Here is a 21,676-nt window from a genome sequence, read left to right on the forward strand (position 1 = left end):
AAATAAACCTTTTTAAAGATTTAAAACGACATTTGTCGCAACGGCAATTTGATAAAGAATTTGAGTTAACATGCTAAAGATTTGCAAATTCTCACTTTCAACCTTAGGTAAAACCAAAATAGAATCACCTGGATGCATAGCAAGATTGCCATTATACTTTTCGGCTTTTCCATTACTACGTATAACTAAAACTTTAGACGTGTCAGCCCTTTCTCCATAACCTCCAGCAAGATTGATATAATATTTTAAATCTTTGCCTTTATCAAAAACAAAAGCACCTGGTAAAGATACTTCACCTTGGACTATTACTAGATTATTTTTACTTGGAACATTGATCACATCTCCATCTTCTAAGATTACAGACTTATAAGATTTTGGATTGTCAATAACGATTTGCCCTTTAGGCTCAACTTGTTTTGCCCTTTGAATAAATTCAAGAATTAATCTTGCCTGCTGAGCTTTAATAGCAGCACCTTGGGAAGTAACTGAAGTGCTTGTTAAAGCTAAAGTTTCAAGTTCTTTAAGTTGTGCATTAATAAGTTCTTTTTGAGTTTTAGCTACAGATTTTCTAAAAACTTGCAAAGCATTAACATTTGATTGATCATTAAAAACAATTAATCTTGAAGCATCCTCCAAAGTTGTTCCTTTTTTTACAACCAAATTTCTTAGTCCACTTTGCTCACCACTTATTGTTATAGTGATATTTTGAGAAATATACTCTGGACTAAACTGCACCTCATCACCAGTTTGCAATAAAACTTTAGAAAACTGCATCTTATTATAAGCACTAACATTAAGTTTATGATCCTCTCCATAACTTTTAACTACAGCATTAGTTACTATGGGTTTTGCCCCTGCTACACGTGCTAAATCACTTAAAGTTTTAATATCATTTGAAAGTTCAAAACGAAAAGGTCTTTGAACATCTCCACTTACAAAAGCATAATTTTGCACATTACCTACTAAAATGACATCTCCACTTCTAAAAGGGAAAAGATCCATTTGTCCTTTTAGTAAGAAATTATATAAATCTATATTTTTAATCACATGATTATTTCTTAAAATTTCAATATCTCTAAAACTTCCATATTCTAAATTTATCCCGCCTGCTTTATCAAGATATTGTATCACAGAATCCGAACTTAATCCTTGATAAAGTCCCGGAGAATTTACACTTCCTGTTACAAAAACAGAAACATTTTGATAAGCATTCATATCAGCATAAACAAAAACATTGCTTTTATAAATTCTATTTACATGCGCTTTAATTACATTGACTAAAGCGCTATTTTTCACTCCTAACAAATTAACAGCACCAACTTTAGGGATAAAAATATTACCTTGAGAATCTACAACAAGCACACGCTCAAATTCCACAGCACCCCAAATTTTTAAGCTGATTTGATCCCCGACTGCAATTTTATAATCAGGATTATAAACCCTTTGATTATAATTTTTAAAATTTCCATTAAATAAATGAGCACCAAAAACAAGTATAGTATTATCACTTTTTTCTAAACTTTTTTGTTGTATATTTTTACTACTTATATTTTTATCTTGAATTACTCCAGTATCCTCATTTTCAACTGCAGTAATTTGAGAAACATCTACTGAACCAAAAGCAAAAATAAAAGAAAATAAAAATAAAATAATCTTTTTCATCAATATTTGTGCTCCTCTATAATCATTTTAGTAAATTTTATAATTCCATACAATAAAGATAAAATCAAAAATGCTGTTAAGATATCGTAAAGCCTTTCTGGATATCTTGCAATCTGAGGCTTAGTAGGACTTTGGATTACAACGAGTTGCTTAATTTTTCTTAAAGCTTCAATTCTCGCATTTTCATAAGCTTTTAAAGCTGCTTCATAAGCTTTTTGAGTAAAATTTGCCTCTATAGTTAAATCTTGAAATTTAGCTGCTAAGTTATTTAATTTTTGAGAAGGATTATTGGCTGAAATTTTAGATTTTTCTTTTAACAATTGTTTTTTTAAAGCTACAATTTCAGCTTTTAAGGTTACAATTTCTGGTGCGCTATCATTCATATAACTTTGCAAACTTAATAATTTTGTTTCTTTTTGAGCTAAATTAGCTTCAATTTCAGAAACTAACTTAGCCTTACTTTCAGCTTGTTTTAAAGGATCAAAAACCCCATATTTATTTTGAAAAGCAATTAAATCATTTTGTGCTTTTTGAAACTTTTCTTTAAATTTTAAAACTTCACTTTCAGCAAAATCCATTTGTTCTCTTGCTGATTTATGCGAAATTTCATTGATAAATTTTTCACTTTCTTCCATAATGGTTTTAGCAATTAAATAAGAGGATTCTGGACTAAAGCCTTCTACTTCAACACTTAATAACCCAGTTTGATTATCGGTATGGATTTTAATGCGATTTTGATAGTATTTTAAAAAAGTTTCATTAGAACTTGATTGCCAAAGTTTATAAAATAAATCCAAATGTTGCTCATCATAAAGTTTTTTAAGTTGAATCTTTTGATTTAAAATTTTTAACATATCAGAAGAATGAATATAGCCTTTAAGGTATTTTATATCTTCGCTAGCAACAGAATTTGAAGAAAGCAAAGATAAAATTCCATTAGTTTGAGTACTTGCTCCACTTGTAGCTCTAACATCTAAAATCATAGTAGTTACATAACGAGGCGCAGCGATAAATACATAATAAATCACCACAAAAATCATCAAAAACCAAACAATTTTAAAAGAATCAAGTATGCTTAAATCCTTAATTTTATCTATTAGTGATTTTTTTTCATCCATTAAGCTTTTCCTTGATAAACTGCTATACCTTCATCTACATCATCATAAACAGTTATTTTTCCATTTTCCATAAAAATTATTTTATCACACCATTCTTTAATTTCAGCTACATCATGTGAAACCATAATCACTTTTGATTGACTAAGCCTTTCTTTATAAAGTTTTACGCTTTTTTCCCTAAAAGAAGGATCACCTACTGCTCCAGCTTCATCGATTAGATAATAATCAAAATCAAAGGCCATACTAAGTCCAAAAGCAACCCTAGCACTCATTCCAGAAGAATAAGTTTTCATTGGTTCATCAAAAAATTTTCCAAGTTCAGCAAAATCTTCTACAAATTGTACTTTTTCTCGTAATTTTCTTCCTCTATAACCATAAACTCTTGCTACAAACTTAGCATTATCTCTTGCAGTAAGAGATCCTTGAAAGGCTCCACTTAAACCTAAAGGCCAAGATAATTTTTTATTGGTAATTATTTTTCCTCTATCTGGAAGTTCAGATCCACTTAAAAGTCTCATAAGAGTGGATTTTCCAGCTCCATTTTTACCTAATAAACCTATGCTACAATTTTCAGGAAATTCAAAAGTAAAATCTTTAAAAACATAATGCCTTCCGCCACTAAATAAAGGATAAGATTTTGTAAGATTTAAAAGTTTAATCATTGTTTTCTTACCGCTGTTAAAGCTTGTCTATTATGATAATAAAAAAATAAACCTATAAAAAGTGTTATAGCAATACAAAAAATGGGATAAATATAATTATATTCACCACTTATTGGATAATTTTCAAAAAAATTATATCTTAAAAGCTCCATAATATGAAGCAAAGGATTATAATAAAACAAATTTAATAAAGATTTAGGCATAAGCCAAGTTGGAAAAATAATACCTGAGGTCCAATAAAAAATAATACTATAATATGCTAGTAGCGTTCTTAAAGGTTCAACAAAATGCCAAATAATAGCAAAACAAATTCCCAAAGCAAAACCAGAACAAAAAAGCAAAAATATACAAAAAGAAACGTCTAAAAAATTCTTTGGTATAACCTCTAAATGAAAAAACCAGCCAGCAAAAAATAAAACAACTATAAAAATAACAAAATAGATACAAAATTCAAGTAATGCCCTAGCGATAAAAACATGTATGGGTTTAACAGGCTTATAAGCAAATAAAGCCAAATTTGCTCCTATACCATTCATTAATTGAGTAACAATGCTTCTAAACATAAAAAAAGGCATAATACCGGAAATTAAAAACATAAAAATAGAAATTCCCTCAGGCATAACTTGATGATGATACTCTCTAATTAAAGTTCCTATAATAGTAATCACTAAAATAATCGCCATAGGTTCACCTACAACCCAAAGATAACCCAAATGCTTATTAACACCAAATCTAGTTTTTAATTCTCTAAAAAAAAGTGCATAAATTACATTTAACATTTATTTTTATACCACCAATTTTTACTTTAAAGCATAATGTTAACTCATTTTGTTAAATAATAAAAGATTTTTTAAAAAATTCTATTTTTTTAACAAGACCTAAAGTATTATCTGTTAGTTTAGCCCAAATAAGATCAAGAGTATAAATTCTAGCTTTTTTATCAAATTTAGCAAAAGAAAATTTAGAAAAATACATTTTTTCTTGCTCTTTATTTGCATATTTAAATTCGGCTTTAGCTTGAATTCCTTTTAAAAAAGCGATTTTATTTTCCTTAGCAATATTTACAGCAACGCTGGGATTTTTAAAAGCCAACTGAATATGTTTGGTTTGCTCATGAGAAGCAATAATTAAAGAAAGATTTTTTTCATCAAAAACATAAAAAGCACTGGCAGTATAAACCCCACTATCATCAATCATAGACCATGATAAAAGCTGTTCATTTTTTATAAAATCTAAAATTTTTTCATCCATAGATTAAATTATACTCAATAAAATTTAAAATCAGTCGATATAATTATAATAAATTAATTTTAAGGAGTTGGGTAATGCAAATTGATGCAAGCAAAAATCAAAGTTTTTCTATGGATTATACTACCAAAAGCGGTAAGCATTTAAGTCTTTCAATGTATGATAATCAAAGTTTAAATTATAGTGACAAAGATGGAAAACATTTAAGCTTAAAGCATCAATATGGATTTAGCTTTACCTTTGAGGGTTCTAAATTAACCCAAAATGATATGGATGAAATTAAAGACGCTATGAAAGATGTAGAGCCTATGTTAAAAAATTTCCTAGCTAATTCAAAAGTAGGAGAATTAAAACCCAAAGAGCTTATCCAAACTGCAATGCAAATTGCTGATGTTTTACCAACTCCAAAAGATGAAAATCATAAAAATGCTATTGCAAGCAATTTAACCAATAAACTTGATAACTTATTAAAACAAAATCAAATCAATGATAAAGATGTAAATACTTCTATGTTAGAAGACAGTAAAAAACTTTTAGATGAAGTTTTAGAACAAATGAAAAAACAACTTGAAAAACAACAAGAACAAAACAATAAAGAAAAAAATGGCTTAAATCTTTACGCTTAAAAAGGCTAAATATGCAAAACGTGCAAATTATAGAAAATATGCTCAAACTCCAACAAAAATTAAATGATGAAACTAATGGTATTGGTTGGAAAGAAGGCTATACCAAAGAAGGAAAACTAATTAGCTGGAGACGTTGTATTTATATGGAATGTGCTGAACTTATTGATTCGTTTGCTTGGAAGCATTGGAAAAATATTTCAGAAGCAACAAATTGGGAAAATGTACGCATAGAAATTGTTGATATTTGGCATTTTATTTTGAGTTTGCTCCTTGAAAATAAAAAACAAGATTTTCATCTTTTTGCTACGGAAATAGCCTCTGTGAGTGTATTTCAAGATTTTTGCAAAGAAGAGGATAAGCCGAGTGAAAATCAAAGCGAAATTTATGGCATTTTAAACGATATAGAACTTATCATACATAAATGTAGTGGCTTCGACCTTGATTTAGGTGAATTATTATCTGTTTATTTTACCTTAGCAATTAAATGCGGTCTTAATTTAAATAGCCTCTACCAAATTTATATAGGAAAAAATGTTCTTAATGCTTTCAGACAGGATCATGGTTATAAAAATGGTACTTATATAAAAAATTGGAATGGTAAAGAAGACAATGAAATTTTAAATGAAATTTTAAAAACAGAAATAAATTATGAAAAAATTTATAATCATCTTGAAGAAGAATATAAAAAAGTTATTCCATGCAAATTTTAAAACTCTCTTTACAAGATTTCTTCTCTCTTAAATTTTTAAAATTCTCTCTAATTCCCTTTGCTTGCAGTCTTTTATTTATGAGTATTTTAGGAATCTTTGGTTTTTCTTTTTTGACTAATTATTTTCATACTTTATTTAGTGCTAATGAGGATTCTTTTTGGGCTTGGTTTTATGCTTTTCATATAGTCCAAATATTAGTTACTATGATTAGCTTTTTGTTTTCAGGCTTTATTGTCGTTTTCGCTTCTGTTTTTCTTGCTCTTTTTATTACCTCTTTTTTAACCCCTTTTATCGTGAAAGAAATTAATAAAAAATACTATCATTATAGCCTTAAAGAAGAAGTTGGTTCTCTTAGAGTATTTTTTGAAATTTTTAAAATATTTATAAAATTTATCTTATTTTTTATACTTTGTACTTTGGCTTTATTTTTGCCCTTTGTAAATCTTTTTATTTATTATTTTATTTTTTATTATCTTTTTCATAAATTATTAATTTTAGATGTAACAAGCTCGGTTTTAGATCAACAAAATTTTAAAAGTTTTAATTCTAAATTTTCTCCTTTTGAATTTAAATTCAGTACCTTATGTTTTTATATACTTTCTTCAGTGCCATTTTTAGGACTTTTTTTTCAAGTGTTTTTTGTAATTTTCTTAACTCATTTAAGTTATCAAAAAATTTTAAAACTTAAAGCTTAAAATTTCGATATTGTGATTATAAAAATAAGCTCTTAATGATTTTGGTATTTGAGCTTTTCTACACTCTTCTTTAAATTTTTTAGGCAATTTTTCACAAACTTCATAAGGAAAAATAAAAGCTTTATCATCTTTATAAGCTATGCCTATTTTTCCACTTATAACACAATCACTTTTTAGCATTTGCTCTCTTTGTTTGGCGCTTGGGACAATTCCTTGAATTTTTAATGCTTTGGCGATCATACTTTCTTCTTTAGGACAAATTAAAATCCCTTTAAAATTTTGAATCTTCTTAAAATCATAAATTTTTTGTTGGTCTTTTCGCAAATAATCAAAACTTCTTTTCAAACCTTTAGAAAATTTTTCGACAAAAGAATTGGAAAATTCTTGTCTTATGAAATTTCTAAAATATTTTATATCATCATTGCTTTCATCATTAAAATAAAAGATTTTATTCTCTTTTAAAAAATTTAAAATTTCGTTTTTGCTTACAAAAAGCAAAGGTCTTACAATATCATAATTTTCATGTTTTTCAATTTCATTCATTCCTAAGATTTCTACCAAACCCGCTCCACGAGAAAGCTGCATCAAAAACCATTCAAATTGGTCATTAAGATGATGAGCTAAAATAAGATGATCATAAGAATTTTCAAGGCAAATTTGATGAAAAAAATCATAACGAAAATTCCTAGCTTCTTTTTCAAAATTGCCTTTAAATTTGGGAGCAGTTTTTATAAAAATTTGTTTTTGAAATTTTAAGGCAAGTTCTTTAGCTTTATTTTCTTCTTTGTCGCTATTTGTTCTAGTTTTATAATTAATTAAAGCTAAATCAAATGAAATATTTTTTTGCATTAAAAAATAAAAAAGCGCACTTGAATCACTCCCATAAGAAAAAGCGAGTAAATTTTTACCCTTTTTTAATAATTCTAAAATTTCATGCTTAATCTGCATCGATTTTTCTTAAAGCCTTAGCGATTAATTTTTTATCTAAACTTTGGGTGATTTCACACTCATAAATTTGCCCCATTTCCAAATCACCACATTCGCTTTCATTGATAAGAATTTCTCCATCAATCTCCCTATCCCATCTTAAGTCTTTTCCCGCGATGAAAAAAGCTCCCTCGCTACTTTCCCCAGTGCAAACTACCAAACGCTTTTTACCCACTTCTTTTTCAAAACTTTTTTCTAAAACATTATCGATGATTTTTTCGATTTTTTTAAGACGAGTATTGATTGTTTTAAAAGGAATTTGTTCCATATTAAAAGCTACTGTATCTTCTTCCTTAGAATAAGCAAAAACACTTACCCTATCAAAACCAAAATTTTGGACAAAATCACAAAGCTCCTCAAAATCCACTTCACTTTCTCCTGGATGCCCCACAATAAAACCGGTACGTAAAAAGCTATCGGGTGCATTTTTCATTAAAGTAAGCATTTCTTTAAGTTTTTTTTGCTCCGCTCCGCGTTTCATAATTTTAAGCATAGAATTGCTAATATGCTGCAAAGGCATATCAAAATAATTCACAAAAATTTTAGAAGCTATAATACGCTTAATCAAAGCTTCGCTCGCACTCGTTGGATAAAGATATAAAATTCTAGCTGCTTTTATACCTTCTATTTTTTCCACCTCATTAATTAAGCGTATAAGTCCATCTTTTTCACCTTTATCAAATAAATAAGAACTTGTATCTTGTGCAATAAATGAAAAATCTTTATAACCTTTTTGCACCAAATCCTTAACTTCAGCAACAATACTTGAAATTTCTCTTGATTTTAACTTACCCTTAAAACTCGGTATAGCACAAAATGAACATTTTTGATTACATCCTTCTGAAATTTTTATAAAAGCATGAAAATTAGAACCTGTAATCACTCTTTTTGTATTTTCATTTTGCAAATAAGTTGAAGAGGAAAATAAATTAGTTTTTTTTAGTATCATTTCATCGATTCTTTCATAATCAGCCACACCAGTAAAAAGATCGACTTCAGGTAATTCCTTCATTAATTCTTCTTGATAACGCTGCATCAAACAGCCCGTAACCACTAAAAGTGAATCTTTTTTTCTTTGCTCATGTAAATTTAAAATCGCATTGATGCTTTCTTTTTTAGCACCTTCTATAAAACCACAAGTATTGATGATCAAAACATCCGCTATACTTGGATCATCACACAATTCATAAGCACTAAGGCGCCCTAACATAATCTCACTATCGACTAAATTTTTATTACAACCTAAAGATATTAAATAAAGTTTTGACATATTTCTCACTTTTTTAAATTTGAATTTTCATTTTTTCTTTTTTGATAAAATAAGTTTTTTAAAATTATAACAAAAAATATAATTTTAAAATAAATTATCTAAATTAAATGATTTTATATTGAGGTAAAACATGAAAGAAGATAAAACAGTCGGTGTAGTTATACCAATATATAACGTACAAGATTATTTAAGAGAGTGTTTAGATAGTGTTATTAATCAAACTTATAAAAATTTACAAGTGGTTTTAGTTAATGATGGAAGTACTGATGAAAATTCATTAAACATTGCTAAAGAATACACTTTAAAAGATGAAAGATTTATTTTATTTGATAAGAAAAATGGAGGGCAAAGCACAGCAAGAAATGTAGGTATAGAATATTTTAGTAAAGAATATAAACTTAAAAATATAACTAATGATATTAAAGAAAATTCTTTAATAGAATTTAGCATAGAAGGAAATAATCCTTATGAAATATATAAAGTCTATAAAAGTTCTAAATTCTTTAAAAACAAAAATGAACTTTTAAATTTTCAAACTCCAAATATAGATTATATTATCTTTTTAGATAGTGATGATTACTGGGAATTAAACTGTATAGAAGAATGTGTTCTTAGAATGGATGGGGTTGAAGTGGTTTGGTTTGATTTTGAAATATTTATTGATCAAACAAATGAAAAAGAAAAATGGAGCCGATTAAAATCTTTTAACTTTTTACAAAATAATACGATTTCTCCTATCAATTGGCTACAACAAAGCTATATTTCAAATCAGAAGGAATTTGCTTTTGCTTGGGGTGGCATGATTGATTTTAGTTATTTATTTTCAATTAAATTGAAATTTATTAAAGGAATTCTTTTTGAAGATGTTCCTTTTGGAACAATTTTGTTTGCAAAATCAAAAAATATTAATATATTATCTAAAGTATTATACAGATATAGAATAAAACAATAGTATAATGCAGACTTTAAATAGCACTCAAATAGCTCCATATATAAATAATTTATCAAGATATTTTAATAATAATTTAGAAGTTAAAAGATATCATATTTCTATTAGCAAATTAATAATTTCACATAATCTTGCTAATTTTATATTTAATGAAAAAAATAAAAAACTAAAACAATTAATGAAATTAGCTTTTGTTGATTATCTAAAAGATTGGTCCTTGGATATACTAAATAATCATAAGGATCCCTTAAATTATTTTTCAAAATGCCCTATTTTTACAAATAATTTTTTATTAAAAAATAAATTATTTTTTTTGGCTAACGCTGATTCAAAAGAAATTTTTCATTGGCTTAGTAATATCTTTATCAATAAAAATTTAGAAATTCAAAACCAAGCTAATCAAATTCAAATTTTATATAAAAAAATAATAAATTTTTTTCACTTTCCTATACGGCACAGCCAAACAAAGAATTCAAAACCAACTTTCTTATAAACTTGGACAAAGTATGATTATTAATTCCAAAAGTATTTTTGGAATTATATTTATGCCAATATATTTATTATCTATATTTTTAACTTATAAACAAGAACAAAAAATTTACAAACAAAAAATAAAAAAAGATCCTTCTTTAAAATTACCTCCTTTAGAATCTTATCCTGATTATAATGAGGCTTTAAAATTTAAAGAACATTTATCTTATAAATTAGGAGAAGCTTTGTTAAAAGCTTTTAAAACCTGGTATAAGGGTGGATTGTTTAGATTTTGGTTTAAAATCAAAAAGCTAAAAAAAGAAATTTAAGAAAAATAATCCCAAGCAACTTTGATGATGGTTATAATTAAAATAAACTTAGCTTACTTTTTGATAAAATTTGCTAAAATTATGTAAAAATTAACTTTGAGAAAGAAATTTTTATGGATAATTACGAATTTAGCGAACTATTAAAAACTCTTAAAAATAAAGTAAACAATATAGCCTCTATCATCAAACCACAAAGCATTCAAGAAAGACTTAAAGAAATTGAAGAATTAGAAAATTCTCCTTCTTTTTGGAGCGATGTTAAGCAAGCTGGAATTATCGGCAAAGAAAAAACTAAAATTACAAATTTATTAAAAAAATACGAAGAAGCTTTATTGGCAGTTAATGATGCAAGCGAGCTTTTTGATTTGGCTAATGCAGAAAACGATATGCAAACCTTAGAAGCTTTATTTAATGATGCTCCAAAGCTTGAAGATACGATAACAAGCCTTGAAATTTCTATGCTTTTAAGTGGAGAAAATGATAGCAAAAATGCGATTGTTTCCATTCATCCTGGTGCAGGAGGAACTGAAAGCAACGATTGGGCAAGCATGCTTTATAGGATGTATTTAAGATTTTGCGAAAGAGAAGGATTTAAGGTTGAAACTCTTGATTTTCAAGAAGGCGATGAAGCGGGACTTAAGGATGTAAGCTTTTTGGTTAAAGGTGATAATGCTTATGGTTATTTAAAAGCTGAAAATGGAATTCATCGCTTAGTAAGAACTTCTCCTTTTGATAGTGCTGGACGTCGTCATACAAGCTTTTCAAGTGTTATGGTAAGCCCTGAACTTGATGATGATATAGAGATTGAAATTGAAGAAAAAGATATTAGAATTGATTATTACAGAGCAAGTGGTGCAGGTGGACAGCATGTTAACAAAACAGAATCAGCAGTAAGAATTACACATTTTCCAACTGGTATAGTTGTGCAATGCCAAAATGACAGAAGTCAACACAAAAACAAAGCTACTGCTTTTAAAATGCTAAAATCTCGCCTTTATGAGCTTGAACTTATGAAACAACAAGATAGTGCAAATTCGGGAGAAAAAAGTGAGATAGGCTGGGGACATCAAATTCGCTCTTATGTGCTTTTTCCCTATCAGCAAGTCAAGGACAATCGTAGCGGAGAAGCTTTCTCTCAAGTAGATAACATCTTAGATGGAGATATTAAAAAAATGATAGAAGGTGTTTTAATCGCTTTAAAAGCAGAATGATTTTAATCAAATAAATTTTTATGCAAGATTTCCTCTAAAATCACCGTAGCATAAGAGCCTTTTTGTAGGAAAAATTCTATATAAAAATGCGCTTTTTGCTCATCATATCGCCACTTAATATTCTCTAAATAACTCCACATAAAACGTCTTGAACCTTGCATTTTAGTTTTAAATTCATAAGCATCTTTAAAAATTTCATTCTCTAAATTTAAAGCTAAGCCTTCTTTAGCCTCATACGATTTTGTACCAAGTAAAAGTCCCATAGGAGTAATATCTCTTGTTTTAAAACGCTTAATCTCACTCTCTAAATCTTCGCATAAAAAACATTTACCAAAAGGGTAATGTCCTAAAACTTCACCTTTTAAGAGCTTGAAAAAATGATCTTGTCTTTTTAAGTTCTTAGCCTCTTCTTTAGAGATATGATAAATTTGCATAAGCTCCTTTTCGCTAAATTCTTTTGAAAAATGCGATAACTCGACTCTTTTACTCAAATAACGATTGAAAAGTTCACTTTGAAAAGCTGAAATTAAAAATTCTTTCATTTTAATATTTTTCATTTTCTTGCCACGTAAAATTTCAAGCCCTTCTTTGTAATTATCTCCAAATTTACCAAAACGTTGGTATCCAAAATAATTTGCAAAACCTTGTTTGTCCAAATTGACAATAGCCTGTTCAAGTTTTAAAGCATCGCTAGGTAAAACTTTTTTTAAGCGGATAAAAAAAGAATTGCCTTTTAAATGCCCTATTCTTAATTTATTTTCATGGGCAAAAGTTTCTAAAATTTTTAATTTTGGATGAGAAAAATTGTTTAAAGTGTGTTCAAATTTTTTAGGCATAGAAATATACTGAAAGGTTAAACCTTGTTTATCTTTAAGTCCAGCATAGCCAAAATCACGTATTTTTACCCCACTAACTTCACTTAAAATTCTTAAAGCTTCATTAGTGCTTAAATCTTTTTTGTTAATATGCAAAATGAGATGCTCACCTTTGCCACTAAATTCATACAAAGCTTTTTCACGTACTACAAAATCGTCGCTATTTTTACTAAAATAAGCATTAATAGGGGTATGTTTTAAACTATACAAAGGCTTAAAAATGGTGTTCTCTTCCGCTAAATTCATATTTTCCTTTCACTGCTTTTGCAAAGATATTTAATTTTACATGATGTTTTTTTGCAATTTGCTCTATATTAAGATATTGTGTTTTATCAAAGGCAAATAAAATTTCATATTCCTCTCCGCTATAAAGAGTATAATCATCTAATTTTTTTAGCCATTCAATACCACATTCATTTTTTGCTAAAAGTCTTGATAAATCCTTACTCAATCCATCTGAAATATCCATTGCACAAGAAATAAAAGGGGCAATTTCGTAAAAAAAATCTGACCTTAATTTAGGTTTTATAAAGCGGTGGTTTAAATTTAATTTACCACCATTTTGCAGAATTTCAAGTCCCTTTAAACTTTCTCCTAGCTTTCCTGTATAAGCTAGTAAATGTCCTATTTTTAAGCCTTTTCTAAATACAGCTTTTTTTCTAATTTTAGAAATAATAGTAATGCTAATATCTATTTTATCATTATAAATTGTATCGCCACCTATGATTTGCATACCAAATTTTTTTGCTGTTTTTAAAAAACCTTTTTGCAAAGCTTTAATTTCTTCATGATTTAAATTTGGTAAAGCAAGTCCTAAAAGTGCGTATTTTGGTTCAGCATTCATCACAATAGCATCAGAGATATTAACAAGCATTGCCTTAGTAGCAATTTGTTCTAGTGTCAGCCATTCTCTTTTAAAATGTATATTTTCAAAAAATAAATCTTTGCTATAACACCATTGATTAATAATAGCACCATCATCGCCATTTTTTTCATTTAAAAAAGCTTGAATTATAAAATCTTCTTTATTCATAAAAAAATTTTATGAAATTTCTTTTTAAATTCTATTAAATTTTAATTTTTTTTTATATAATATTTATCCTAAAGATATCAAGGAAAAAATCATGAGAAATTTAGAACTTAGACTTTTTAGATTTGATAAAAATAAAGACTATGAGAGTTATTACAAACCTTATGTTTATAATAACTATGAAAATTTTGCTACTCTTTATGATTTACTTTTGCAAGTGCAAGATGATGACATTTATTTCGAATTTGAAAAAAATGAAAATTCTCATATAATTGTTAATAGACAAATTTTACCTCTTAATACCCCTTTAGAAGAACTAGTTAAAAAATATAATTTTAATCTTACTATTGAACCTTTAAACACAAAAAGAGCAATAAAAGACTTGATCATCAATAAAGATGATTTTTTAAGTAAATACAAATATCTTGCCCCATTTGGCAATGAAGAAGATAAAAAATTTTATGAAAAATATGACTATTTATATTATGCTAATGAAATTTTAGAATTTCTTCCTGAGTATATGGGAGATGCCTTATTTTATCTTGCATTTGAAATGATCAAAAAATATCCAGATAAAAAAACAGAAATTTTAAAAGTTATCTCTGATCCTGAAATAGGAATTTTTTATCATATTAACGGTACTAATCAAAAGGTAGAAAATGTAATTGAAAATCTAAAAAAAGAAATTTTAAATTTGGGGCTTTTTGATGAAAAATTACTACATTTTGATTTACCCAAAAACAATGCTTTTGAAAATGAAATAAAAGAACTTGGACAAGTTAAGCATGATTTTGAAAATTTTAATGTAGCCTTTTACGGTTTTAAACCTTGTGATAATTTAAAGTCAAAAATCAAAGCAAAATTTATTTCATATGAAAATGCTGAAAAACATAATGGTTTTGATCTCTTAAAACTCAATAGCGAACTCAGTTATAAAATGGCAGCAAAAATTCTTTTAGATGCTTATGATAGTGGAAGCGACTTTTTAGTTGTAAAAAATCCTAAAGATTTTTATATGTTTGACACTTGTGCTAAAAAACTTATGAATATAAGCAATAGAGATTTTAAAGATTTTTATATTTTAAGTCATTTAGAATTTTTATCTCTAATTCAAGGTATCAAAAATCCATCTTTGCAAAATCATGAATTAAAAGTAACTTTGATATGAAAATTTCTTTAGAATGTAAAGATATTATTATAGAAAGAGCATTAGCTCTTTTTTTAAAGGAACATTTAGTAATAAAAAAAGATTGTGATTTTATCATTAGTGATGAAAAAATTCCTTCAACTAAACCTTTATTTCTTATAGCTCCCAATTCTCCATTTTTGAGTGTGCCTTTTAGTAAAGAAGCTTTATTTAAATCTTTAAATGATTTTGACAATGCTTTAAAAACAACAGCTCAAAAAATTGCAGATGAAAAAAGAAAAATTTTAGAAGCAAAAATTGACTCTATAGCAGAAGAATTTAGAAAAGACTATCAAATAAAAATAGATCTTGCTATTAGCGAACTTAAAGATAAACTTGTTAAAGCTTTAATACATGAGTGAAGATTTTATTCATGTAAAAGATTTTTTAAAAGAATATCAAAAAATCTCGAATTTAAAAAATAAAACAAATAAGACAACAAAAATTTATACTTTTATAGAAAGCGGACAATATAAAGGAAAAAAACTTCTTTTGCCTTCACTTGAAAAAACAAGAAGCACTAAAAGCATAGTAAAAGCTTGTGTTTTTAATGTTATAAGACAGAATTTAAGAAATAAAATTTTTATAGAAGCTTTTGGTGGAAGTGCTTTAATGGCGGCTGAAGCTTTAAGTAATTTTGCCTTAAAATCTTATGCTATCGAACTTGATAAAAACGCTTACAAAATCGCTGTTCAAAATTCTAAAATTGATCAAAATTTAAATGTTGTACAAGGAGATACTTTTGAAATTTTACCCCAGCTTATCGAAAAATTAACCCAAGAAAATATTCCTATTTTTCTTTATCTTGATCCACCTTTTGATATCAGAAAAGGTTTTGAAAAAATTTATGAAAACATTGAAAATCTTTTGAAAAATCTTAATCGAAAAAATATAGAAAAAATTATTTTTGAGCATCATTCAAAAATAGAACTTCCACAAAATATAAAAGAATTTCAAAAAAATAAAACTAAAAAATTTGGCTTAACTTCTCTTAGTTTTTACGAAAATACTCCACAAAATTAAGCTCTTAAAATTGGAACACTTTTTGCTTTATTTTATACAATAATATAGATTAAAGGAATAATCCATGAGAGTTTTAATGTTTTTTTTACTCTTTATGACAAGTATTTTTGCAATACAAATCAAGGATGTAGCAAACACTGTAGGTGTTAGAGATAATCAACTTATAGGTTATGGACTTGTTGTTGGTCTTAATGGTAGTGGAGATGGAACAAGTTCTAAATTTACCCTACAATCTGTATCAAATCTTTTACAAGGTATGAATATCAAAGTAGATCCAGCAGATATCAAGTCAAAAAATACAGCAGCTGTCATGGTAACAGCAAAACTTCCAGCTTTTGCTAAAAGTGGAGATAAGCTTGATATTACAGTATCTTCTTTGGGGGATGCAAAATCGTTACAAGGTGGCACACTTTTACTTACTGCACTCCGCGGAATTGATGGAGAAATTTATGCAATAGCACAAGGTTCTATCTCAACTGGAGGACTCACAGCTAGACCAGGAGGTGCAGGTAGCCATTCTACAGCGGCAACTGTGATGGGTGGAGCTAACGTAGAAAGAGAAATTCCACAAAATTTTAGTCAAAATAATGATTTAACTTTAAGTCTAAAAGTAGCTGATTTTCAAACCGCTAGTAATATAGAAAGAGTGCTTAATAACGTTTTTGGAGAAGATGTTGCTAAAGCGATTGATTCACGTACAATTAAACTTAAAAAACCTGAAGATCTTTCAAATGTAGATTTTATGGCAAGAGTTTTAAATCAAGATATAGCTTATACTCCAGAAAGCAAGGTTATCATTGATGAAAGAACAGGAACAGTAATTGCGGGTGTTGATGTAGAGGTTGAACCTGTATTAATTACTCATAAAGATATTACAATCAAAATTGATCCTAATAATAACACTACTCCAAATCAAAATGAAATTGATATGAAAGATGGTGGTTTTATAGATCCTAGTTCAAATACGTTAAGAATTAATAATTCAAAAAGCACTGTTGCAAATATAGCAAGAATGCTTAATAAGCTTGGGGCAACCCCAAATGATATTATAGCTATTATGGAAAATTTAAAACGTGCAGGTGCAATTACAGCTGATTTGGAGATTATATAATGAAAGTAGATAATTTTTTAAATACATTTAACATGGATAATGTTTTATTAAACAAAACATCAAGAAATTTAGAAAACCATATTAAAGTAAATGATAATGATATAGTTACTAAAACTAAAGAAGATGAAGCTTTAAAAGAGCAAACTGATGCTTTTGAAGCATTTTTTTTAAAACAAGTTTTAGATGTATCTTTAAAATCTCAAAATTCACTTTTTGGAAAAGATGCAAGTGATGAAATTTATTCATCTATGTATAATGATACTATCAGTAAGGCTTTAAGTGGTGGTATGGGATTTTCAAAATTATTATATGATTTTTTAAAAGAAAGGGGTTAAGTTTTTTAATTTTTAGCCGATATAGTTTGTAGAGGATTTTTAATAAAAAATTTCAAGGAGGCAGAAATGATAAATCCTATACAGCAAGGCTACGTGGCAAGCTCCACATTAAACACAGTTCAAACAAATAAAGAAACTAAAACAAACGATACTCAAAAAACAGAGAATGATAAAGCTGCGAAAATTGCAGAACAAATTAAAAATGGCACTTATAAAATTGATACAAGAGCCACTGCTTCTGCTATAGCTGATTCTTTAATTTAAAGATAATTTTCTCTCTTTTTTTTGAGTAAAAAAAGGAGAGAAAAAATGCTTAAAAAACATCTTGATGAAGTTAATGCTATTTTAGAAAAATTAATAGCATTAACCCAAGAAGATATAGAAAATATAAAAGTTGCAAAACATGATACCGTTGCACCTAGTGTTGAAGAAAAAAATAAATTAATTTCTGAATTTACAACAGCTAAAAAACAACTCGATGCTGCTTTAGTAGCTTTAAACAATAGCTCTACCAAAGGACTTAGTGAATTACTTGATGAAGAGGATAAAGAAAAATTAGATTTATTGAAAAAAAATCTTCAAACTCTTCATTCTGCTAATAAAGAATATGCCAAATTCGTACTTATTATTAAAGATTTTTTTGATGGTTTAGTCAATAAGATGTTTAATCTCAATGATGGAACAAATAATGCTTATGGTGATAAAAAGACTACTCCAGAGTCAATTTTTAAGATTAATGTATAAGGAATAAGAATATGGGTATTTTTGGAACTTTATATACGGGAGTTACAGGCTTAAAAGCAAGCGAAGTACAAATTGCAACCACCAGTAATAATATTTCTAATGCAAATGCGACTTTTTATACTCGACAAAGAGTTGTGCAAACAACCAATGGTTACGTTTCATCTAATGGAGTTCAAGTAGGAACAGGTACAGCCATCGAAAGTATTGTTCGTTTGCACGATGAATATTCTTATTTTAAACTAAAGGGAGCTTCAACTCAATTAGAATACACTAAATATATGGCTTCAACCTTGCAAGAAATTTCTGAACGTTTTCCAGATTTGCAAAATACAGGGATTTTACAGGATTTAGAAAATTACAATAAAGCATGGAATGATTTTGCATCCAATCCTAATGAAAATGCTACAAAAATAGCCCTTGTGAAAGCTTCTCAAACATTAACAGAAAGTATTAACAATACTTTTTCAACCTTAGATAAAATTCAAAAGAAAATCAACAACGATATTAAATCAACTGTGGAAGAAATTAATAGAATTGGCGAAGAAATCGCGACAATTAATAAACAAATTTATGGCCAAGAAGCTCTTCCAACAGAACACGCAAACGAATTAAGAGATAGAAGAGATGAGCTAGAACTTACCCTTTCAAAGCTTGTAAGTGCAGTAGCTAGTAAAAATGAAATCAATCAAGATAATCGTTTAGATACAACTATAACTGATCCAGGACATCAATATAATCTTAGTATTGAAGGTTTTAGCATAGTAGATGGGATTAATTTTCATCCGCTAAAACTCGATTATGATGATAAAAATAAATCTTATAGTATTTATTATGAAACTGCAGATGAAAAAGTAAGAGACCTAACTGGTAAAATTTCAGGGGGGCAATTAGGTGCTCAGCTTGATTTACGCGGTAGAAATTATGATAAAAGTAAAGGAAAATATAGCGACGGGATTATACAAGGTTATATGGATTCTTTAGACACTTTTTCCAAAACAATGATCAATGAAACCAATAATCTTTATGCTAGTTCTGCAAAAAGTCCAGTAACTTCTGATTATCTTCCGGGACTTCAAGGCAATATTCCTTTGATGAATTATGATAGAACTATACAACCAGGAAGTTTTGATATCGTTCTTTATGATGAAAAAGGAGATAAAAAAGTTACCAAAACTATTAATATCGATGTTAATACCACCATGGATGATATCGTACGCCAAATCAAAGCTAATACAGACGATAATAACAACAAAGATCCAAATGATGATGTTGATGATTTAATTAATGTAAGTTTTAGCTACGATCCAACCTCCAATGATGGATTATTTCAACTTACTGCAAAATCAGGATATAAGATAGCCATAGAAGATAAAGGAACAAATTTTGCAGGTGCTTTTAGCATAGGAGGGTTTTTTAGTGGAAATAGTGCAAGTGATATTAAAGTAAAAGATTCTATTTTAAGCGATCCAAGCACAGTAAGAGCTAGTCTAAATGGGGTTGATAGCGGTAATGATATGGCAAATAAAATCATACAACTTCAATATGATAAGGTTAATTTTTACAATGAAGATGGAACCATTGACCATCTTACCATGGAAGAATATTATCGTAAATTTACAGGAAAAATAGGCTCTGATGGGGAAAATAATAATGTAGTTAATGCTAGCAATCAAACCTTTTACAATTCTGTATATAGCGAGTATCAATCTAAAAGTGGAGTTAATACCAATGAAGAACTTGCAGCCTTAATACAATGGCAATCAAGCTATGGCGCCTCTGCTAAAATTGTTACTACCATTGATCAAATGCTAGATACTTTACTAGGAATTAAATCATAATCCTAGTAAAATGTCTGAGATATTAAAAACCAAGCTAGATACTTTAGTAAAATTAAAAAATACCAATAAAGCTTTATTTGAAAACCCAGATCCTTTGCAAGTTGTTAAAATTTACAAGGATGAATTTATTGCTTTGCTTTGTGCTTTATTTGCCTATGGTAATGCAAAAAATATAGTTAATTTTTTAAATAAGCTGGATTTTTCTTTACTCGATTCAAGTGAAAAACAAATTCAAAAAAATCTAAAAGGAATAAAATACCGCTTTCAAAATGAAAGAGATATTTTAGAAATTTTTATTACCCTTTCAAGGCTTAAAAATGAAATTTCTTTAAATGAATTTTTTACTAAAGCTTACCAAAAAAGACAAAATACTACAGACGCTATCCTTGCTTTCATGAAAAAAATTCAAAAAATAAATTCTTATTCTAGTTATGGATATGATTTTTTCTTTGGAAAAATTTGGCAAAATATACCAAAATCACCGCTTAAAAGATATCATATGTACTTTAGGTGGATGGTTAGAAAAGATGAGCTTGATCTTGGAATTTTTACTAATATACACACAAAAGATCTTTTGATTCCTCTTGATACTCATCTTTTTAAAATTTCCTTGACTTTAGGACTTTTAAAGCGTAAAATATATGATTATAAAAGTGTGTTAGAGCTTACCAAGAAGTTAAAAGAATTTGATGCAAATGATCCTGTTAAATATGACTTTGCACTTTATCGCTTAGGACAAAGCAAGGAGATTGATACATGGGCTTTGAACATTTAGATACAATTTATTATATTATATTATTTTTTGCAGCACTTTTTGCAGGTTTTATAGACTCAATAGTTGGTGGAGGCGGACTTATAACCTTGCCAGCATTAATAGCTTGCGGGATTCCTGCACATTTATCTATCGCAACTAATAAAGTTCAAAGCGTATGTGGAGCTTTTACTGCAACAATTACTTATTTTAAATCCACAACTTTACCTTATCTAGCTTGGGGGATATTTTTCACTGCGGTGGGTGCTATTATAGGAAGCTATAGCGTACTTTTTGTAAAGGATGAAAATTTAAAAATCATTATTCTAATCTGTTTAACTTTAACTTTTTTATATACAGCTTTACGCCCAAATTTAGGAAAGTATGAAAACAATCCAAAGATTAAAAATATTAAAATTTTTTATCTTATTTGTGGTTTAACTTTAGGTTTTTATGATGGTTTTTTAGGCTCTGGAACCGGATCTTTTTGGATATTTGCTTGCGTAACCTTACTTGGCTTTAATATGAAAAAAGCAAGTATGAATACAAAAATTTTAAATTTTACAAGCAATATTATCGCTTTAATTATTTTTTTATGGCAGTATGAAGTTTTATGGAAAGTCGGATTAGTCATGGCCGTTGGACAAATTTTAGGAGCTTTTTTGGGTTCTAAACTTGTATTAAAAAGTAATGGAAAATTTATTAAAAGCTTATTTTTAATCGTAGTAGGTATAACCATCATCAAAGTTGCTTGGGATTATTTTTCTTGAATTTTAAATTTATTTGAAAAATACAAAAATATCTTTTAAAAATAATCAAACTTGATACTTAGATGAAAAATTATG

23 protein-coding genes and 1 pseudogene are annotated in these 21,676 nt (G+C 27.9%); 15 read left to right on the top strand and 9 right to left on the bottom strand.

Translation table 11 applies throughout. From position 1 onward, the window contains the following. Nucleotides 1-12: 12 nt before the first annotated feature. From CMOL_RS05640 to CMOL_RS05660, 5 genes are read right to left on the bottom strand one after another with little or no spacing between them, the layout of a single operon-like run. On the bottom strand, nucleotides 13-1,662 hold the full coding sequence (locus CMOL_RS05640) for a polysaccharide biosynthesis/export family protein (protein ID WP_239820066.1): 1,650 nt from the start codon (nucleotides 1,660-1,662) through the stop codon (nucleotides 13-15). After that, complete coding sequence (locus CMOL_RS05645) at nucleotides 1,662-2,780, bottom strand: KpsE/RkpR family capsule polysaccharide export protein (protein ID WP_239820067.1); 1,119 nt, start codon at nucleotides 2,778-2,780, stop codon at nucleotides 1,662-1,664. Before CMOL_RS05645 ends, CMOL_RS05640 begins: the two co-directional genes overlap by 1 nt. Beyond that, nucleotides 2,780-3,442: an ABC transporter ATP-binding protein gene (locus tag CMOL_RS05650; RefSeq protein WP_200282919.1), complete on the bottom strand. Its 663-nt coding sequence runs from the start codon at nucleotides 3,440-3,442 to the stop codon at nucleotides 2,780-2,782. The genes CMOL_RS05645 and CMOL_RS05650 overlap by 1 nt, the downstream gene beginning before the upstream one ends. Further along, a complete protein-coding gene (gene kpsM, locus CMOL_RS05655; RefSeq protein WP_239820068.1) occupies nucleotides 3,439-4,221 on the bottom strand; it encodes a capsule polysaccharide transporter KpsM in 783 nt (260 codons plus the stop codon). The genes CMOL_RS05650 and kpsM overlap by 4 nt, the downstream gene beginning before the upstream one ends. 52 nt (nucleotides 4,222-4,273) lie before the next feature. Then, nucleotides 4,274-4,693 (bottom strand): hypothetical protein, encoded by a 420-nt coding sequence (locus CMOL_RS05660; protein ID WP_239820069.1) that lies wholly within the window; start codon nucleotides 4,691-4,693, stop codon nucleotides 4,274-4,276. Nucleotides 4,694-4,767: 74 nt separating this feature from the next. Here CMOL_RS05660 and ciaI point away from each other — a divergent pair, with 74 nt between their 5' ends. From ciaI to CMOL_RS05675, 3 genes are read left to right on the top strand one after another with little or no spacing between them, the layout of a single operon-like run. Continuing rightward, entirely contained in the window at nucleotides 4,768-5,316 is a 549-nt protein-coding gene (ciaI, locus tag CMOL_RS05665; protein ID WP_239820070.1) for an intracellular survival protein CiaI, read from the top strand. An 11-nt stretch (nucleotides 5,317-5,327) separates the two neighbouring features. Beyond that, the gene (gene dut / locus CMOL_RS05670; RefSeq protein ID WP_239820071.1) at nucleotides 5,328-6,026 is read left to right on the top strand and encodes a dUTPase; all 699 of its coding nucleotides are present in this window, start codon (nucleotides 5,328-5,330) and stop codon (nucleotides 6,024-6,026) included. Next, the gene (locus tag CMOL_RS05675) at nucleotides 6,014-6,721 is read left to right on the top strand and encodes an EI24 domain-containing protein (protein WP_239820072.1); all 708 of its coding nucleotides are present in this window, start codon (nucleotides 6,014-6,016) and stop codon (nucleotides 6,719-6,721) included. The genes dut and CMOL_RS05675 overlap by 13 nt, the downstream gene beginning before the upstream one ends. Here the strand turns inward: CMOL_RS05675 and tilS are convergent. Then, nucleotides 6,704-7,669 (bottom strand): tRNA lysidine(34) synthetase TilS, encoded by a 966-nt coding sequence (gene tilS / locus CMOL_RS05680; RefSeq protein ID WP_239820073.1) that lies wholly within the window; start codon nucleotides 7,667-7,669, stop codon nucleotides 6,704-6,706. The genes CMOL_RS05675 and tilS overlap by 18 nt on opposite strands. After that, nucleotides 7,659-8,978 carry a 30S ribosomal protein S12 methylthiotransferase RimO gene (gene rimO, locus CMOL_RS05685; protein WP_239820074.1) on the bottom strand — a complete coding sequence of 440 codons (1,320 nt, stop codon included), beginning with the start codon at nucleotides 8,976-8,978 and terminating at the stop codon, nucleotides 7,659-7,661. The genes tilS and rimO overlap by 11 nt, the downstream gene beginning before the upstream one ends. Nucleotides 8,979-9,108: 130 nt before the next feature. Here rimO and CMOL_RS07890 point away from each other — a divergent pair. Both CMOL_RS07890 and prfB read left to right on the top strand, forming a co-directional pair. Continuing rightward, a pseudogene (locus CMOL_RS07890) lies at nucleotides 9,109-10,727 on the top strand (glycosyltransferase family 2 protein). 113 nt (nucleotides 10,728-10,840) lie between these two features. Next, nucleotides 10,841-11,938, top strand: a complete 1,098-nt coding sequence (prfB, locus tag CMOL_RS05705) for a peptide chain release factor 2 (RefSeq protein WP_200283603.1) — start codon at nucleotides 10,841-10,843, stop codon at nucleotides 11,936-11,938. A gap of 2 nt (nucleotides 11,939-11,940) precedes the next feature. Here prfB and truD read toward each other — a convergent pair whose 3' ends face one another. Together truD and CMOL_RS05715 are read right to left on the bottom strand one after the other, a co-directional pair. Further along, nucleotides 11,941-13,059, bottom strand: coding sequence for a tRNA pseudouridine(13) synthase TruD (gene truD, locus CMOL_RS05710; RefSeq protein WP_239820076.1), 1,119 nt, complete (start codon nucleotides 13,057-13,059; stop codon nucleotides 11,941-11,943). Then, nucleotides 13,028-13,846 carry a thiamine-phosphate kinase gene (locus CMOL_RS05715; RefSeq protein ID WP_239820077.1) on the bottom strand — a complete coding sequence of 273 codons (819 nt, stop codon included), beginning with the start codon at nucleotides 13,844-13,846 and terminating at the stop codon, nucleotides 13,028-13,030. The genes truD and CMOL_RS05715 overlap by 32 nt, the downstream gene beginning before the upstream one ends. 91 nt (nucleotides 13,847-13,937) lie before the next feature. On the opposite strand from CMOL_RS05715, the gene CMOL_RS05720 reads away from it, so the two are divergent. From CMOL_RS05720 to CMOL_RS05765, 10 genes are all read left to right on the top strand, one after another. Further along, complete coding sequence (locus CMOL_RS05720) at nucleotides 13,938-15,011, top strand: HdrB C-terminal domain-containing protein (RefSeq protein WP_239820078.1); 1,074 nt, start codon at nucleotides 13,938-13,940, stop codon at nucleotides 15,009-15,011. Continuing rightward, nucleotides 15,008-15,391, top strand: coding sequence for an ornithine carbamoyltransferase (locus CMOL_RS05725; protein ID WP_200283591.1), 384 nt, complete (start codon nucleotides 15,008-15,010; stop codon nucleotides 15,389-15,391). The genes CMOL_RS05720 and CMOL_RS05725 overlap by 4 nt, the downstream gene beginning before the upstream one ends. Next, the gene (locus CMOL_RS05730) at nucleotides 15,384-16,052 is read left to right on the top strand and encodes an RsmD family RNA methyltransferase (RefSeq protein WP_239820079.1); all 669 of its coding nucleotides are present in this window, start codon (nucleotides 15,384-15,386) and stop codon (nucleotides 16,050-16,052) included. The genes CMOL_RS05725 and CMOL_RS05730 overlap by 8 nt, the downstream gene beginning before the upstream one ends. Nucleotides 16,053-16,116: 64 nt before the next feature. Continuing rightward, the gene (locus CMOL_RS05735; protein ID WP_239820080.1) at nucleotides 16,117-17,163 is read left to right on the top strand and encodes a flagellar basal body P-ring protein FlgI; all 1,047 of its coding nucleotides are present in this window, start codon (nucleotides 16,117-16,119) and stop codon (nucleotides 17,161-17,163) included. Next, the gene (locus CMOL_RS05740; RefSeq protein ID WP_200283581.1) at nucleotides 17,163-17,498 is read left to right on the top strand and encodes a rod-binding protein; all 336 of its coding nucleotides are present in this window, start codon (nucleotides 17,163-17,165) and stop codon (nucleotides 17,496-17,498) included. Before CMOL_RS05735 ends, CMOL_RS05740 begins: the two co-directional genes overlap by 1 nt. Before the next feature lie 66 nt (nucleotides 17,499-17,564). Beyond that, the gene (locus CMOL_RS05745) at nucleotides 17,565-17,762 is read left to right on the top strand and encodes a flagellar biosynthesis anti-sigma factor FlgM (protein WP_200283579.1); all 198 of its coding nucleotides are present in this window, start codon (nucleotides 17,565-17,567) and stop codon (nucleotides 17,760-17,762) included. Between the two features lie 45 nt (nucleotides 17,763-17,807). After that, nucleotides 17,808-18,242 (top strand): flagellar protein FlgN, encoded by a 435-nt coding sequence (locus CMOL_RS05750; protein ID WP_200283576.1) that lies wholly within the window; start codon nucleotides 17,808-17,810, stop codon nucleotides 18,240-18,242. 11 nt (nucleotides 18,243-18,253) lie between these two features. Next, nucleotides 18,254-20,080, top strand: coding sequence for a flagellar hook-associated protein FlgK (gene flgK / locus CMOL_RS05755; protein WP_239820081.1), 1,827 nt, complete (start codon nucleotides 18,254-18,256; stop codon nucleotides 20,078-20,080). Between the two features lie 10 nt (nucleotides 20,081-20,090). Then, nucleotides 20,091-20,855, top strand: coding sequence for a TIGR02757 family protein (locus CMOL_RS05760; RefSeq protein ID WP_239820082.1), 765 nt, complete (start codon nucleotides 20,091-20,093; stop codon nucleotides 20,853-20,855). Continuing rightward, entirely contained in the window at nucleotides 20,837-21,601 is a 765-nt protein-coding gene (locus CMOL_RS05765; RefSeq protein WP_239820083.1) for a TSUP family transporter, read from the top strand. The genes CMOL_RS05760 and CMOL_RS05765 overlap by 19 nt, the downstream gene beginning before the upstream one ends. Nucleotides 21,602-21,676: the final 75 nt, after the last annotated feature.

The organism is Campylobacter sp. RM10537 (genome assembly GCF_022369435.1).
GTDB lineage: Bacteria > Campylobacterota > Campylobacteria > Campylobacterales > Campylobacteraceae > Campylobacter_D > Campylobacter_D molothri.